Origin of the sequence: Nocardia pseudobrasiliensis NBRC 108224, assembly GCF_001613105.1 — a bacterium.
GTDB classification, from domain to species: domain Bacteria; phylum Actinomycetota; class Actinomycetes; order Mycobacteriales; family Mycobacteriaceae; genus Nocardia; species Nocardia pseudobrasiliensis.
On sequence record NZ_BDBS01000068.1, the window covers coordinates 35,146 to 50,330 of the forward strand.

The 15,185-nt window shown below is 67.8% G+C and carries 12 protein-coding genes; 3 read left to right on the forward strand and 9 right to left on the reverse strand.

What is annotated here, in order from left to right; all coding sequences use genetic code 11:
* Positions 1–126: 126 nt before the first annotated feature.
* Positions 127–1,290 carry an FAD-binding oxidoreductase gene (locus NP4_RS37215; RefSeq protein WP_062515103.1) on the forward strand — a complete coding sequence of 388 codons (1,164 nt, stop codon included), beginning with the start codon at positions 127–129 and terminating at the stop codon, positions 1,288–1,290.
* Between the two features lie 18 nt (positions 1,291–1,308).
* Complete coding sequence (locus NP4_RS37220) at positions 1,309–2,091, forward strand: FAD-binding oxidoreductase (RefSeq protein ID WP_245998463.1); 783 nt, start codon at positions 1,309–1,311, stop codon at positions 2,089–2,091.
* A 12-nt stretch (positions 2,092–2,103) separates the two neighbouring features.
* Here the strand turns inward: NP4_RS37220 and NP4_RS37225 are convergent, their stop codons facing one another.
* From NP4_RS37225 to NP4_RS37250, 6 genes are all read right to left on the reverse strand, one after another.
* Positions 2,104–3,273, reverse strand: a complete 1,170-nt coding sequence (locus NP4_RS37225) for a globin domain-containing protein (RefSeq protein WP_068008504.1) — start codon at positions 3,271–3,273, stop codon at positions 2,104–2,106.
* Between the two features lie 571 nt (positions 3,274–3,844).
* On the reverse strand, positions 3,845–4,231 hold the full coding sequence (locus NP4_RS37230; protein WP_062515108.1) for a heat shock protein transcriptional repressor HspR: 387 nt from the start codon (positions 4,229–4,231) through the stop codon (positions 3,845–3,847).
* Positions 4,231–5,403 carry a molecular chaperone DnaJ gene (dnaJ, locus tag NP4_RS37235; protein WP_068008508.1) on the reverse strand — a complete coding sequence of 391 codons (1,173 nt, stop codon included), beginning with the start codon at positions 5,401–5,403 and terminating at the stop codon, positions 4,231–4,233. The genes NP4_RS37230 and dnaJ overlap by 1 nt, the downstream gene beginning before the upstream one ends.
* A gap of 21 nt (positions 5,404–5,424) precedes the next feature.
* Complete coding sequence (gene grpE / locus NP4_RS37240) at positions 5,425–6,087, reverse strand: nucleotide exchange factor GrpE (protein ID WP_068008511.1); 663 nt, start codon at positions 6,085–6,087, stop codon at positions 5,425–5,427.
* A complete protein-coding gene (dnaK, locus tag NP4_RS37245; protein WP_068008514.1) occupies positions 6,084–7,925 on the reverse strand; it encodes a molecular chaperone DnaK in 1,842 nt (613 codons plus the stop codon). The genes grpE and dnaK overlap by 4 nt, the downstream gene beginning before the upstream one ends.
* Before the next feature lie 234 nt (positions 7,926–8,159).
* Positions 8,160–8,801, reverse strand: a complete 642-nt coding sequence (locus NP4_RS37250; RefSeq protein WP_068008517.1) for an HhH-GDP family DNA glycosylase — start codon at positions 8,799–8,801, stop codon at positions 8,160–8,162.
* 276 nt (positions 8,802–9,077) lie between these two features.
* Here NP4_RS37250 and NP4_RS37255 point away from each other — a divergent pair, with 276 nt between their 5' ends.
* Entirely contained in the window at positions 9,078–10,238 is a 1,161-nt protein-coding gene (locus NP4_RS37255) for a zinc-binding dehydrogenase (protein WP_068008519.1), read from the forward strand.
* Here NP4_RS37255 and NP4_RS37260 read toward each other — a convergent pair.
* The 3 genes from NP4_RS37260 to NP4_RS41860 form a co-directional block, all read right to left on the reverse strand.
* Positions 10,225–11,802: a dynamin family protein gene (locus tag NP4_RS37260; protein ID WP_373863900.1), complete on the reverse strand. Its 1,578-nt coding sequence runs from the start codon at positions 11,800–11,802 to the stop codon at positions 10,225–10,227. The genes NP4_RS37255 and NP4_RS37260 overlap by 14 nt on opposite strands.
* A 12-nt stretch (positions 11,803–11,814) precedes the next feature.
* The gene (locus tag NP4_RS37265; protein WP_068008523.1) at positions 11,815–13,641 is read right to left on the reverse strand and encodes a dynamin family protein; all 1,827 of its coding nucleotides are present in this window, start codon (positions 13,639–13,641) and stop codon (positions 11,815–11,817) included.
* A 23-nt stretch (positions 13,642–13,664) separates the two neighbouring features.
* The coding region (locus NP4_RS41860) for a beta strand repeat-containing protein (RefSeq protein ID WP_373863901.1) at positions 13,665–15,185 on the reverse strand (1,521 nt) is incomplete at its 5' end.

The window sequence follows — 15,185 nt, forward strand, 5'->3', positions numbered from 1 at the left end:
GGTGTGGCTTAAGCAATCCCTGCATAACCGTGCGAACACGGTTTTCTCGGGGATACTTGACCGCGAAGGGCCGCCGAGCAGAGTGCGGTCCCCGGGCAGATACATGTAGAAAGGAAGCTCGTCGTCGTGGATGCGCGTTCGGCAGCGCTGGTCCGCGCCAACTTCCGGTCGATACTCGAGGCGCCCAACGGGCCCGAACGGTTGATCAGCGCGTTCTTCGGTCATATGTTCGCCGAGAATCCCAACCTGCGTGAACTCTTCCCGCCCGCCATGGACATGATGCCGAAGAAGGTGGTCACGGCCATCCAGTTCGTGCTCGACCACCTCGAGGACTGGGATCGGGCGCAGCGCTTTCTGGAGCAACTGGCCCGCGATCATCGTAAGTACGGGGTCGAAGCGGCCCACTACGACATCGCGGGGCGGGCGCTGGTTGCCGCCTTCCGGACCTATCACGGCGCCGGCGGCGGTTGGAGTCGCGAGTTGGAAGAGGGCTGGCGCGATATCGGGATCCTCATCTCGGCCTCGATGGCGATCGGCGCGAATTCGGACAAATCCCAACCGTTCTGGGAGGCGACGGTCGTCGGCCATCGCCGAGTGCTCGACGATCTGGCGATCGTGCGGTTGCAGTCGGACAGCCCGATTCCCTATCAGGCCGGACAGTACGTGCCGGTGTCGATTCCGCAGCGGCCGAAGATGTGGCGCTACCTGTCGCCCGCGATTCCGACCAATCCGTACGGGGAGATCGAATTCCACGTCCGCAAGGTCCGCACGGGCTGGGTGAGTCCGGCGATCGTGAACGAGACACAGGTCGGCGACCGCTGGGCGATCGCGGGTCCGATGGGCGGTCTGCACGTGGACCGGGAGAGCCGTCGCGATGTGCTGATGATCGGCGCGGGCACCGGCGTCGCCCCGCTGCGCGCCCAGTTGATCGAGATGGGCCGGCGCGGCATGAATCCCCGCGTGCACTTCTTCATCGGCGGTCGCTATCCCTGCGATCTGTACGACGTGGAGAACATGTGGCAGCTGTCGCAGAGCAATCCGTGGCTCACGGTGGTTCCCGTGTGCGAGAACGAATCCAACCCGTGGTGGCATCCCTACCCGCCGGCCGATCCGCCCTTCGGCATGCATCGCCGCCTGATCGGTAATCTGGGGGCGGTGGTGGCCAGCTTCGGAGCCTGGCCCGACCGCCAGATCCAGATCGCCGGTTCGGCCCGCATGATCGCCGACACCAGGCGCGCGCTATTGGCAGTGGGGACACCGGATTCGATCATCATGACCGATCCCGTGTGAGCGAGTGAGGGAGACACAGTGACTTTGGGTCCCGGTGAGACCGGTGAGATCCGGATCGGCGCCCAGGAGTGGACCTCGACCGTGGTCGGACATCATCGGTTGCGTCACGACCTCGCGGTGATCCGGCTGATCGGCGAATACGTGCCCTTCGAGGCCGGACAGTCGGTGCAGGTACAGGTGCCGCAGCATCCCGGCCTGCGGCGGCGGCTGTCCCCGGCCCTGCCGCCCTCGCTGGACGGCAAGCTGGAATTCCACGTGCGCACGGTGCCCGGCGGCTGGTGCAGCGGCTCGATCATCGCCGACACCCGCCCCGGCGACGAGTGGCGAATCACCGAACCGACCGGCTGGCTCTCGGTCGACGATTGGACCACCGATGTCGTAATGATCGCGGGCGGAACGGGTTTGGCTCCCCTGCGCGCGATCCTGCTGGATCTGGCCCGCCGGCCCGAACCCCCGCGCACCCACCTGTTCGTGGGCGGCCGCTCCCCCCGCGACCTCTACGCCTCCGACATGCTCTACCTGCTCGCGGGCGAATTACCGTGGCTCACCGTCGTTCCCGTGGTGGAAGCCGCCAACGATCCGAACTGGGTCGACGAGTGGTACGAGAACTGCCGCGTGGATATCGGTTTCGACGTCGACGAAATGCTGGAGGGCACCCTCGCCGATGTGATCGGTGATATGGGCCCACTGCTGCACCACCAGGTTCTGGTCTGCGGCTCCCCCGCCATGACCCGCGCCACGGTGGACCGCCTGATCCTCACCGGCACCCCCGCCGAAGCCATTCGCTACGAAGGGGTTTGATCGGCCTTCCGCTCAGAACAGCGGATCGTGCCTGATGTTCTTGGTGGGCGTCCCCGCGGCCATGAGGCGGAACTTGGTGGTCTGGACCATCGAGGGGGAGCCGACTATTTGGACGTCGTGGTCCTTCCACGGGCCCGCGGCGGCGACCACCCGACCGATCTGGCCGGTGCGGCGGGGTTCCAGGCCCGGCAATTCGGGGGTCTTGTTCTCGGATTCGTAGTACCACCAGGGGTTTTCGTCGTTCTCGGTGACGGGGATGACGGTGAGCCATTTATTGGCCACGGCCAGATCGCTCAGGGCCTGCAGATCGTAGAGGTCGCAGGGGTGGTGGCCGCCGACGAACAGGTGCACCTTCGGATTGGAACGGCGCTGGGTCATGGCCATGAGTTGCGCTCGCAGCGGGGCGATTCCGGTGCCGCAGCCGATCATCAGCATTTTGCGACGGGTGTTGCGCGGGACGCCCAGACCGCCCAGCGGTGAACCGACCAACCACTGATCGCCGATGCGGGTGTGGCCGATCATGGCCGGGCTTACCCAGCCGCCGCTCACGGCGCGAATATGAAATTCGACCTCGCGGTTCGCATTCGCCGGTACGGCCGGGGACAGGTAGCGCCACATGCGCGGCCGCGCCGGGATCTGCACGCTGACATACTGTCCGGCCGCGTACTGCATCGGCTGATCCAGGCGCAGCCGCACCACACACAGATTGCGCAGCACCTCACGGTGTTCGATGACGGTGCCGGTCCAGTACGGCGGCGTGTCCTCCTGATCGGCGGCGGCCATCATGGTGTCTGCGATGACGCCGATGGCCTCGGTCCAGGCCCGGTCCACCTCATCGGTCCACATCTCGGTGCCCGCGTAGGCGCACAGGGCGGCCTGTAGCGATTTGCCCACGGCCACATAGTGTTCCGCCGTCACACCGTATTTGCGGTGGTCGCGGCCGAGCTGGGCGAGGAAGGGCAGGACCCTGTCCGGCTCCTCGAGTTTGTCGATGGTGTAGCCGATCGCCTTGACGAGCCGATCGCGCTGAGCGTCCAGGGCGGCGGGGAAGAAATCACGCACATGCGGATACTCGGTGAACAAGATCGCATAGAACGAACGCGCGAGCTTCTCCGGTCCCCCCTCCTCCGCAGCAACCGCCTTGAACGTCGTTCTTATCAATGCGACGGTCCGCGAATCCATTTGTCTCACAACCCCATTTCGCACTCGAACGCAGGCACAGCCGGCGAGTGAGATGCGGCGGGACACTCGACAGCAGCCGATGTCAAACGAGTGTAGGCGAGGTTTGCCAGCCACGGAACGCGTCGTTTAAACAACACGCCTGTAATTCCCCTAAAACCAGGGAGCAGCGGGCGAATCCCGCACGAAACCGACCGTTTGCCTAGGACACGCCGGGCGTTTCGGCCTGTGGCTCAATCGTTTTGCACGGTTCTATTTGAAAAACTCGGATTTGCAGCGATTGTGCGGCAACCGATCTCGCTTTCTCGCGCCCCCGCGAGGACGGACGAAACCGACCTTTCGGCAACTTTTTCGCGACCCTCGAATCCGTTTCGGCACGAATGTCTCAGTCTTCTTTGATGTTTGGACAGATGAAAGCACAGCACATAGAGCGCAATCAATCGCAATGATGCGAAAGGGTCCCGGCTTCGCCGGGAAGGAGAGAAGGCCGGAAGGCGAGAGAAGGCCGGGAAGCAGGAGAAAACAGCGCCCCCGGTCTTCCGGAGGCGCTGTCGTGCAGTGTTTTCGCGGAAAGCTAGCGGCGTTTGTTGCGGGGCTGCCAGACCACCAGGGCGGTACTGCGCTGGGGCTGGGACAGTTCGGGTAGGTAGCGCGAGCGGAGGCGCTCGACCTCGGTGGTCAGGTCGCGGACCCGCTGTTGCAGTTCCTCGACCTGATTGGTGAGTTCGATGATTCGCTTGATGCCGGCCAGGTTGACGCCCTCGTCCTGGGACAGCCGCTGCACCTCGCGCAGCAGCTCCACGTCGCGAGCCGAGTAGCGCCGGCCACCGCCCGAAGTGCGTTGCGGCGTAACGAGTCCCAGCCGGTCATAGGTGCGCAGCGTCTGCGCGTGCATACCGGCCAGCTGAGCCGCCACCGAGATCATGAAATACTCGGTACCCGTCGTCCGGTCACCATTCATCACGCACCTGCCCATCCGGCACGCGGGTCGAACCCGCCTTCCTTCTCCGCCTCGGCATAGCGCCGAAGCGCATCGGATGCATTGTCGTCCAGCTTCTGCGGAACCGCGACCTTGACCGTCACCAGCAGGTCACCGGCGCCGCCGCCGCGCTTGGGCACACCGCGCCCGCGCACCCGCAGGGTCCGGCCGTCGGCGGTACCCGGTGGCACCTTCACACCGACCCGGCCGTCCAGCGTGGGCACGGAAACCGTTGTACCCAGCACTAATTCGGCATAGCTGACGGGCAGCACCAGGGTCAGGTCATCGCCGTTGCGGCCGAAGACCTTGTCCTGGCTGACGTGCACGGTGACGAACAGATCGCCCGCGGGAGCGCCCCGCAGACCCGCCTCGCCCTGACCCGCCAGCCGAATCCGCTGACCATCGCGCACCCCGGGCGGGATGCGCACGGTGATTGTGCGGGTGCGGTTCTGGATACCGGTGCCGCGGCAGTCCGAGCACGGATCGTCGATGATCGATCCGGTCCCGCGGCAGTCGTCGCACGGCTCGCTGAATCCGAACGCACCCTGGTTGCGGCTGATGACGCCGGTTCCGTTGCAGTGCGGGCAGACTCGCGGGCTGGTACCCGGCTTGGCGCCGCTGCCGTGACAGGTCGTACACGGCGACGGACTGGTCATCCGCAGCGGGACGGTGACGCCCTGTGCGGCCTCCCGGAAACCGAGGGTCGTCTCGGTCTCCACATCGCTGCCGCGGCGCGGGCGCGAGGACGCCCGCGTTCCGCCGCCGCGATTGAACAGACCGCCCAGCAGATCGCCCAGGCCACCGTCGCCCGCGCCGGCCGCGGCGCCGCCGAAGATGTCACCCAGGTTGAACTCGCTGAAACCGCTCTGTCCGGCGTAACCGCCACCCGGCGAGAATCCGCCGCGACCGAAACCTCCGCTGGCGAACAGCCTGCGCGCCTCGTCGTATTCCTTGCGCTTCTCGGCATCCGACAGCACGGCATGGGCCTCGCTGACGGCCTTGAACCGCTCCTCGGCCTTGCTGTCTCCCGGATTCTTGTCCGGGTGCAGATCACGGGCCAGTTTGCGGTAGGCCTTCTTGATCTCGTCCGGCGTGGCGCTGGAGGAAACACCCAGCTCTTTGTAGAAGTCCTTTTCCAGCCACTCCCGATTCACCGGGCATCTCCTCCTTTCTGTTTACTGCTCGCCCGCGCCGGCATCCGTGCCAGCGTTCGTCACATCCGGCGTCGCCGCCAGATCCGCCACCCCATCGGTGACTCCGACCAGTGCGTGCCGCAGCACGCGGTCACCGAAGCGGTAACCCTTGCGCATGACCACACCGATCACCGGATTGTGTCCATCGCCCTCGTGCTGCACGGCCTCGTGCAGGGTCGGATCGAAGGATTCGCCCTCGAGACCGAATTCCTCGAGGCCCTGCTTGCGCAGCGCGTCGGCGAGCTTGTCCGCCACCGACTTCAACGGTCCCGCCTCCAGATCGCCGTGCGCGCGGGCACGGTCGAGATCGTCGAGCACACCGAGCAGTTCGGTGACCACCGCGGCCTTGGCCGTCTCGACGGCCGCCTTGCGGTCACGCTCGACGCGCCGACGGTAGTTGGCGTATTCGGCGGTCAGCCGCTGCAGATCGGCGGTGCGCTCGGCGAGCTCACCACTGATCGTGTCGGCGAGAATGTCCGAACCGTTGTCCGAAAGGGTCGAATCCTGGTTCGCCCCAGCCGAATCGGCCGGGGCCGCGGCGGCGCCATCGGCCGCCGCGGGCTCACGAACCTCGCCCGTCTCGGGATCGACTTTCCGGTTGTCCACGATGGTGACCGGCTCCTGTTCCGGGCTCTGGTTCGTCACTTCTTCTCCGGCTCTTCCACAACCTCGGCGTCGACGACGGTGTCATCGGTATTCGAGTCGGGGCCCGCACCGTTGCCGGACGCGGCCTGCTCGGACGCGCTGGACTCGTAGATCGCCTGGCCCAGGGCCTGCGACTCGGTGGCCAGCTTCTCCACCGCGGACTTGATGACCGCGATGTCGGTGCCCTTCAGGGCCTCCTGGGCCTCGGCGATGGCCGCCTCGACCTTGCCCTTGATATCGGCCGGGACCTTGTCCTCGTTGTCCTTGATGAACTTCTCGGTCTGGTGCACCAGCGACTCGGCCTGGTTGCGGGTCTCCGCCTCCTCGCGACGCTGCTTGTCCTCGGCGGCGTGCGCCTCGGCGTCCTTGACCATCCGGTCGATCTCCTCCTTGGACAGGCCGGAGCCGTCCTGGATCTTGATCGTGTTCTCCTTGCCGGTGCCCTTGTCCTTGGCGGTCACGTGGACGATGCCGTTGGCGTCGATGTCGAAGGTGACCTCGATCTGCGGCACGCCGCGCGGGGCCGGCGGGATTCCGGTCAGCTCGAACGAGCCGAGCAGCTTGTTGTGCGAGGCGATTTCGCGCTCACCCTGGAAGACCTGGATCTGCACGGACGGCTGGTTGTCGTCGGCCGTGGTAAAGGTCTCCGACCGCTTGGTCGGGATGGTGGTGTTGCGCTCGATGAGCTTGGTCATCACGCCGCCCTTGGTCTCGATGCCCAGCGACAGCGGGGTGACATCGAGCAGCAGAACGTCCTTGACCTCACCCTTGAGCACACCGGCCTGCAGGGCGGCGCCGACGGCGACGACCTCGTCCGGGTTCACGCCCTTGTTGGGCTCCTTGCCGCCGGTCAGCTCCTTGACGAGCTCGGAGACGGCAGGCATGCGGGTCGAACCACCCACCAGCACAACGTGATCGATATCGCCGACCGAGATCCCGGCATCCTTGATGACGGACTGGAACGGCTTGCGGGTGCGGTCCAGCAGATCCGAGGTGATCTTCTGGAACTCCGAGCGGGTCAGCTGCTCGTCGAGGAACAGCGGGTTCTTGTCCGCGTCGACGGTGATGTAGGGCAGGTTGATCGAGGTCGACTGCGAGGACGACAGCTCGATCTTCGCCTTCTCCGCGGCCTCACGCAGCCGCTGCATGGCCATCTTGTCCTTGGTCAGGTCGATGCCCGAGCTGCCCTTGAACTTGTCGACCAGCCACTTGACGATGCGCTCGTCCCAGTCGTCACCACCGAGGTGGTTGTCACCGGAGGTGGCGCGAACCTCGACGACACCCTCGCCGATTTCCAGCAGCGAGACGTCGAAGGTGCCGCCACCGAGGTCGAAGACCAGGATGGTCTGTTCCTTGTCGCCCTTGTCCAGGCCGTACGCCAGTGCGGCGGCGGTGGGCTCGTTGACGATACGCAGCACGTTCAGGCCCGCGATCTGGCCGGCCTCCTTGGTGGCCTGGCGCTGCGCGTCCTCGAAGTAGGCGGGGACGGTGATCACGGCATCGGTGATCTCTTCGCCCAGGTAGGACTCGGCATCGCGCTTCAGCTTCATCAGCGTGCGCGCGGAGATCTCCTGGGGGGTGTACTTCTTGCCATCGATCTCGACCGTCCAGTCCTCGCCCATGTGGCGCTTGACGGACTTGATGGTGCGGTCGACGTTGGTGACGGCCTGGTTCTTCGCCGGCTGACCGACGAGAACCTCTCCGTTCTTCGCGAATGCGACGACCGACGGCGTAGTGCGCGATCCTTCCGAGTTGGCGACGACGACCGGCTCACCGCCTTCGAGAACAGCGATGACCGAGTTCGTGGTCCCGAGGTCGATACCGACCGCACGAGCCATAGTGGGTTCCTCCTAATTGACGTCCATGTCAGCAACGCTGAGCGCAGTCCGCTCAATCCTGCCCGCCGACCCTGTCCGAGTCAACCACAGACTTGAGCCTGTCGCACTCAATCTTGCCTCGATCAGCTCAACGAGCGGCCCTCGGGATTGATTCCCGGTCCGCGAAATTTCTTCGAATGGGCGTATGCGCGACGGCCGAACTCGACGAGCGGAAGGCTCGTGGGGCGCGTCCGGTCAGGACAGCACCTGGTCGGCGAGCGTGTCGTCGAGGCTGACCCGGACGAGGGCGGCGGCCAGATCGGCCTCGCGGCCGGCTGGGCTCAGGTCGGCGAGTTCCTCCGGCTCGGTGGGCAGGTGGAGGCGGTCCGCGCCCTTGCGCGCGCGTTCGTCGAAATGCGGGCCGATCCAATCCCAGACGCCCTGGGCCTCGCGCAGGAAGATATCCGCGCCGACCGGGCCGATGCCCTGGAAGTTCTGCAGCAGCTGGGCCAGGCGGGCCGAGTCACGTTCGGCCTCGTCGGCGAGTCCACGCAGGTCACCGTGGTAGTTGTCGAGTAGATAGGACGCGTTCGCGCCCAGGCGGCTGGCCGTGGACTCGTCGTAGCGCTTGTAGTGGGCGCGGCCCAGGGCGTCGACGAGTTCCTGCCAGTCGGCGTCGGCCACGCGCTGCGCGGTGGTATAGCCCGAGCCGACCAGTTCGCGGGCGGCCGCCACCGCGATCTCCGCCGAGATGCGGGTGCTCAGCAGCTGGGCGAGCATCAACAGCTGGAACAGCGGAGCGGGCTTGTCCGCCAAGGAGATTCCGGCCTCGGTCGCGTAGCTGGTTCCGGCCCGGTCCAGCAGCGCCCGCACGATTTCGTCCTGCGATCGACTCATCGCGTACCTCCCTTCGACGAGCTCGGCATACCCCTCGGTTCGGGGCTCACACGCCGAGGATGGGGAAGCGTTTCGAGCGCAGGGAGGGCGTCGCGTGCGACGGGACCGACGCCGGGCGCGAAGTTCAGGAAGTCGCCGAGGCGGGATTCGGCGCGCTCCAGGCGTTTTCGACAGGCGGCCGGGATTGCCGACATTCGGTTGGACACCGCCGCGACGCCCTGTGACCGGACAGAGAAGTAACCTCTGTCACGGCGATCGCGCGGTACCGTGCCGAATATGAAGGCTGTGGTCTGTTCCGAAGGCAAGCTCGAGGTCGCCGAGCTCGCGGCGCCGAGACCGGGACCGGGACAGGTTCTGATCAATGTGGTGCGCTGCGGCATCTGCGGATCGGATCTGCACGCCCGGGTGCACTGCGACGAATTGGCCGACCTGGCACGCGCGACCGGCTACGACCATTTCATGCGTTCGGATCAGCGGGTCGTGCTCGGCCACGAATTCGTCGGTGAGGTAGTCGAATACGGCCCGGACTGCCGCAAGCGCTGGAAGCCGGGCACCCGGGTGGTCGCGCTGCCGATCCAGCGGCGCGGCCGCGAACCACATCTGACCGGCCTGTCGGAGGCCGCGCCGGGCGGCTATGCCGAACAGGTCGTGGTGCAGGAGTCGATGACCTTCACCGTGCCGAACGGCCTGTCGTCGGACCACGCCGCGCTCACCGAGCCGATGGCGGTCGCCTGGCACGCCGTGCGCCGGGGCCGGGTCAGCACCAAACAGACGGCCTATGTCATCGGCTGCGGCCCGATCGGCTTGGCGGTGATCACGATGTTGAAGGCGGCGGGCGTGAAAACCGTTGTCGCCAGTGATCTGTCGAAGCGTCGCCGCGAACTCGCGACCCGCTGCGGCGCGGATGTCGTGGTCGACCCCGCGGAGACCGAACCGTGGTCCGCCGTACCCCGCAAGAGCCGCATCACCGGGGCCGCCGATGTGCTCAACCTCGGCTTCGACGCCATGGAGCGGCTGCGCCGAATCCCGAATCTGCCGTGGTGGTACGGCTTTCGACTGGCGCACACCCTGGACGCGGGGCCCTCGGGCGCGGTCGTGTTCGAATGTGTCGGCGTGCCCGGCATCATCGATCAGATCCTGACCGCCGTACCCCCGCGCTCACGCGTGATCGTGGTCGGCGTATGTATGCAGGCCGATACGATCCATCCCGCGACGGCCATCAACAAGGAGATCGAACTGCGCTTCGTCCTGGGCTACGACCCGGGCGAATTCCGCGACACGCTGCATATGATCGCCGACGGCAAGGCCGATCCGGCCCCGCTGATCACCGGCACCGTCGGCCTCGACGGCGTCGGCAATGCCTTTGCCGCCCTCGGTAATCCGGAACATCACGCCAAGATCCTGATCGATCCGGCCAGCGCGGTCACGGACGCCTGAGCCGCAGCAGCGGGGTGGTCGGCGGTTCGCGCAGCAGTTCGACCAGGCCCTCCGCGCTGCGGGCGGCGGTGAGGCACGCGTTGGCGGTGAACTGATCCGCCAGCGGGTGACGGGCCCGCGCCCGCCATTTGCGCACGGCGGCAAGGGCTTGTGCGCGCAGCGTCGCGGAGTCCACGTCGGCAGGCAGGCCCAGCCGTAGGTGCGGTGCGACGCCCGCGCCGCCGATGAGGCGATACAGCTCGGTGAGATCGTCGGCGGGCAGCGGCAGTTCGTCGGTGCGCAGCCGTCCCAACAGGCGCAGTTCGGCGAAGCCGTGCACATCGGCGAGCAGGGTGCGCACCCGCGGCAGCAGCTGATCGGCCGGGGTGCCGGGGTGGGCGGATACGATGCGGGCCAGTGCCGTCAGCGCCGAATGCGCCTGCAATTGGTCGGCGCGCTGGGCGAATTGGACATCGAGCACCGTCCGCAGCTCGTCCAGGCCGCTGCGCTGGGTCAATTCCGCTGCCAGCGTGGCGGAGTCGCGGACGCCGAGCCGAATCAGCGTGACGGCCATGCGGATTCCGAACAGTCCGAAGCGGGCCGTCAGATGTGCGCGGAGTTCCGGCGCCACCGGCAAGGGCAGGTCCGAGCGCGCGAAGCGGTCCGCCGACAGTAGGGCCCCGCTCAATTCCTCCGCGGACACCGCCGCCAACGCCTCGAAGGCATCGTATTCGCGCTGGCGCAGGGTGGCGGCGGCGAAGGCGAGCAGACCCGCCACCGGAATCACCGACTGGCACAGGCCCGTTCGCTCGAGTTCCCCCGCGAAGCGATCGGCGACATCGCGCGCGGAATGCAGGGCGTCGATGCGTCCCGCGCCGATCTCGTCGGCCCGCGAGACCACGCCGATCACGCCGAGCGGCCCCGAATCCCCGCCGGTCGCGCCGAGCCGCTCCAGGAAGCTCACATCGGCCGCGTCCAGGCGGCGCAGCAGATAGACGATGGCGTCGGCGCCCGGCGGGGCCGCGGCCGATCCGGAATCCTCCGGCGTCAGCAGCCGCGCGGTCCGCATCGATACCTCGCGCGACAGTGAGGAGGTGCCCGGGGTGTCGATGATCGTGGTGCGGGCCAGCGCGGCCGCGGGCCAGTCGACCTCGAGGTGGTCGACCTCGCGGGCCGCGCCGGAATCCCAGCGCAGCGCGGACAGGTCGAAGCTCAGCCCGTGCGCACCCGGCAGGCCGTCGGCGCCGGGCTGGCGGCGGACCACCACATTCGCGCGCACGCCGTCGGCGGCGAAGGCGGTGACGCGCGGTGCGGAACCGTGGCGATACCAGGTCACCATGCGCGTGCACTCGGTCGCGTCCGTCGGCGCGATGTCCTGGCCGACCAGGGCGTTCAACAGCGTCGATTTACCGGCCTTGAGCTGCCCGGCCAACGCGACCCGCAGCGGCTGATCGAGCCGCCGCGCGCAGTCGTCGAGCAGTGCGGCCGGGCGGGAACGCGGCGCGAATGCCTGCCGGGCGGCCGCCACCAACCGGCGGGCCTCGGGCACGATGCCCTGGGCGGTGCCGGTGACCTCGAAACTCACGCGGTCACCGTACTACCCCGGCAGCATCACCCCGGCCCGGCGGCGCAGTTCGGCGACGATCCGCAGCTGGTGCTCCAGTTCGGCGCAGCGTTCGTTGCGCCGGGCCGTCTCCACCCCGGCCGCGTCCTGGGCCGCCTGCAGCGAATCGTTGATCGAGCGCAGGCTGCGGTCGGCGATACCGGTGAAATGGTCGCGCAGCACCCGGTGCACGCGATGCAGTCGATCGCGAGACTCCTTACCCGCCTCGAAGCTGACATCGTCGAGATAGCGCCGGACGGCCGTTTTCGCCTCCGCCCGCCGCCGGGCCAGCCGCTCCCGCTTGTCGTCGCGGAAGGCCTTGCCGCCCAGCAGAACTCCGGCGCCGAGTGAGACCGGATTGATCAGCGCCAAGCCCGCGACGGTGCTGGCCAGGCCGACCATCACCATGCCGCCGTAGGAGCCGCGCATGCCGACCAGCAGTTTGTGGCCCAGCCCCAGATCCGGTTCCAGATCGACGAGGCTGACCGATTCGACGCGCGAGCCGCCGGATTCCGGGCCCGAGTGCACATTCGGCAGATCGACCGCCCCGAATTCGACGAAATGCTGGGCCACCCGCTCGCCGAGATGCATCGCGCGGGCGTGTGTCCACAGCAGATTGTCGCCGACGGCGGTGTCGACGGTCGCGGTCAGCCAATCGGCCATCTGCTCCCACAGCCGGGCCGGATCGTTGTCGTCGATCCAGTCCTCGGCGGTACGGCCGATGGCGCGCAGGCGATCTCGCAGATCGTGGTCGATATCCCCGGCCAGATCGGTGATGCCGTCGCCGAGGGTCTGCTGCCAGGCCGCGGTGCGGCGGTGCAGCTCCTCGGCCTGGGATTTGGCCGTGCGCAATTCGCGGATCGCGGCGGCTCCGCGTTCGGGATCGCGCAGGGCGACCAGCTCACTGCCCAGCGCCAGGGCGACATGTTCGGCGGCGGAGGAGATGTCCAGGGCCGCGGCGCGACGTGTTTCGAGCTGATCGCGCGTCACCACCTGCTCGCGCAGGAAGTCGAACAGTGCGCCGAAACCCGATTCGCGGCCGAGTTGTTCATCGCGCAGGCGCATGGCGTGGGTGCGCAGCAGGGCGGAGACGGGGAGGATCGGAACCTCCAAACCATTGCGCTGCAAGTGATTTTGATCCGCTTCCAGTACCTGACGCCAGTGCGGATACAGGTCGATCTTGCTGAGCACCAGGGCGACCACCGGGCACAGCTGCCGCAGCCGGGCCAGGAGGTCGACCTCCGGTTCGGTGAGTTCGGTGGAGGCGTCCGAGAGGACCAGTACCGCGTCGGCGGTCGGGGCCATGGTGAGAACCGCTGTGGCCCCGGGGTTTCCGTGGCCGCCGAGGGCGGGGGTGTCGACGAGTACGATGCCGTCGGCGAGCAGTGGGTTGGGCGCGTGGATGTCCAGGCGCAGCACGTGGCCGTGCGGCGAGTGCGGGGTCACCGTGTGTATCTCGGTGAGCGGCAACTCGATTCGACGGCCGTCGGCCTCGGTTCCGGCCGGGCCCGCGAGGACGAGTTCGGCCAGTGGGTGCGGGCCGTGCTGGAGTAGGACGGGCACCGTAGTGGTCGCGTCGTCACCGACGGGGCATGCCTCGAGATTCAACAGCGCGTTGACGAATTGGCTCTTGCCCTGATTGCCCAGTCCGGCCACCATGATTCGGCGTCGCGGATCGCGCACCCGGGCGGCCAGCTGTTCCAGCCGGCCGACCAGGTCGTCGCGATGCGCGGTCCGGGCGGCGGCGATGGTCTCCGCGAGCACCGTCAGCAGCGGCAATGCCGGTGTGCCGGATGCGGTTTCGGCCACCACGGTTGTCATACCCGTCCTCACTCGTCGGTCGATCAGTGCAGCAGGCCGCCGGTGATGTCACCGCCGGCATGGGTGTCCGCGGTGGCCGTGGCTCCGGTGTCGCCGAACAGGCTCGTCGAGCCGTGGCCGGTGGTATCCAGGCCGCCGCCGAGCGAACCGTGGCCGCCCGCGTCCAGGGTGCTGTCGATCGCGCCGTTCGCGGAGCCGCCGAGGGAACCGTCCAGCCCACCCGCACCGAACGAAGCGCCGACGCCGCTGCCGAACGCATGCGAAACATCCACACCCGCCCAGGGATTCGCGCCACCGCCGACCGAGGTGCTCAGATCCCCACCGAGGTTCGAGGCCCCGTGCGCGGCGGTATCGACGCCACCGGTCACCCCCGCACCCAGATCCCCGCCCGCGTGCAACCCGGTGTCGAGCGCGCCACCGATACCTGTGGACAACCCGGACTCCAAACCCGTACCCGCATGCGCCGCACCACCAAGCGCACCATTCACACCGGTCGACAACCCGGACTCCAGACCCGTACCGACGTGCGCGGCACCACCGAGCGCACCATCGACACCGGTCGACAACCCCGACTCCAAACCCGTACCCGCATGCGCCGCACCACCAAGCGCACCATTCACACCGGTCGACAACCAGGACTCCAGACCCGTACCGACGTGCGCGGCACCACCGAGCGCACCATCGACACCGGTCGACAACCCCGACTCCAAACCCGTACCCGCATGCGCCGCACCACCAAGCGCACCATCGACACCGGTCGACAACCCCGACTCCAGACTGGTTCCGGCGTGGGCGACACCGTCGATCGCACCGTTCACGCCGGTCGACAGCCCGGTGCCCACCTGGGCCGCACCGCCCAGGGCGCCATTCACGCCCGAGGACAAACCGGTCTCCAAACCGGTGCCGATCTGCGTCGCGCCGTCGAGGGTGCCGTTGATGCCCGTCGAAAGTCCGGTTCCCAGGTCGGTTCCGGCGTGCAGGCCCGTGTCGATGCCTCCGGTGAGCGAACCGCCCAGCGCGGCACCGAGATCCGATCCGGCATGGGCCGCGCCGTCGAGTGCGCCGGACAGGTTGCCGCCGAGCTGCGCGCCGGTCGAGGCCGCGCCGCCCAGCGTCGCGCCGAGGTCTCCGGCCACGCCGGTGGCGCCGCTGAGGCCGGTCTCCAGGCCGCTGCTCAGTGAAGCGCCGATATTCGTCGCGCCGGTCAGCGCGGTGTTCACCGAACCACCCAGTGCGGCACCGAGATCCGTGCCCACATGCGTGGCGCTGTTCACGGCCGCCGAGAGGTCGGTGCCGAGATGGGTGGTGGCGTCGGTGATGCCGCCGAGCGTGCCGTTGATCGCGCCGGTGAGGTCGGCGGTGGCATCGGTGAGGGCCGCAGCGGTGGTGGACAGGCCGGCCGTCAGGTCCGCGCCGATATCGGTGTTGAGATTCGCGCCCGCCGACACCGTCTGGCTCAGGCTCGCCGCGGTTCCCGCGAGCGCGCCGAGTCCGGCCGACAGGCCCGCCTCGAGCCCGGCTACCGCACCGGTCCCGGCCGCGGC

What these genes read in the sequence shown, in the direction of transcription:
- NP4_RS37225 (WP_068008504.1), bottom strand. Translation starts at nt 3,273, where the DNA reads ATGGATTCGCGGACCGTCGCATTGATAAGAACGACGTTCAAGGCGGTT.
- NP4_RS37250 (WP_068008517.1), bottom strand. Translation starts at nt 8,801, where the DNA reads ATGAGTCGATCGCAGGACGAAATCGTGCGGGCGCTGCTGGACCGGGCC.
- NP4_RS37265 (WP_068008523.1), bottom strand. Translation starts at nt 13,641, where the DNA reads ATGACAACCGTGGTGGCCGAAACCGCATCCGGCACACCGGCATTGCCG.
- NP4_RS37255 (WP_068008519.1), top strand. Translation starts at nt 9,078, where the DNA reads ATGAAGGCTGTGGTCTGTTCCGAAGGCAAGCTCGAGGTCGCCGAGCTC.
- dnaK (WP_068008514.1), bottom strand. Translation starts at nt 7,925, where the DNA reads ATGGCTCGTGCGGTCGGTATCGACCTCGGGACCACGAACTCGGTCATC.
- NP4_RS37230 (WP_062515108.1), bottom strand. Translation starts at nt 4,231, where the DNA reads ATGAATGGTGACCGGACGACGGGTACCGAGTATTTCATGATCTCGGTG.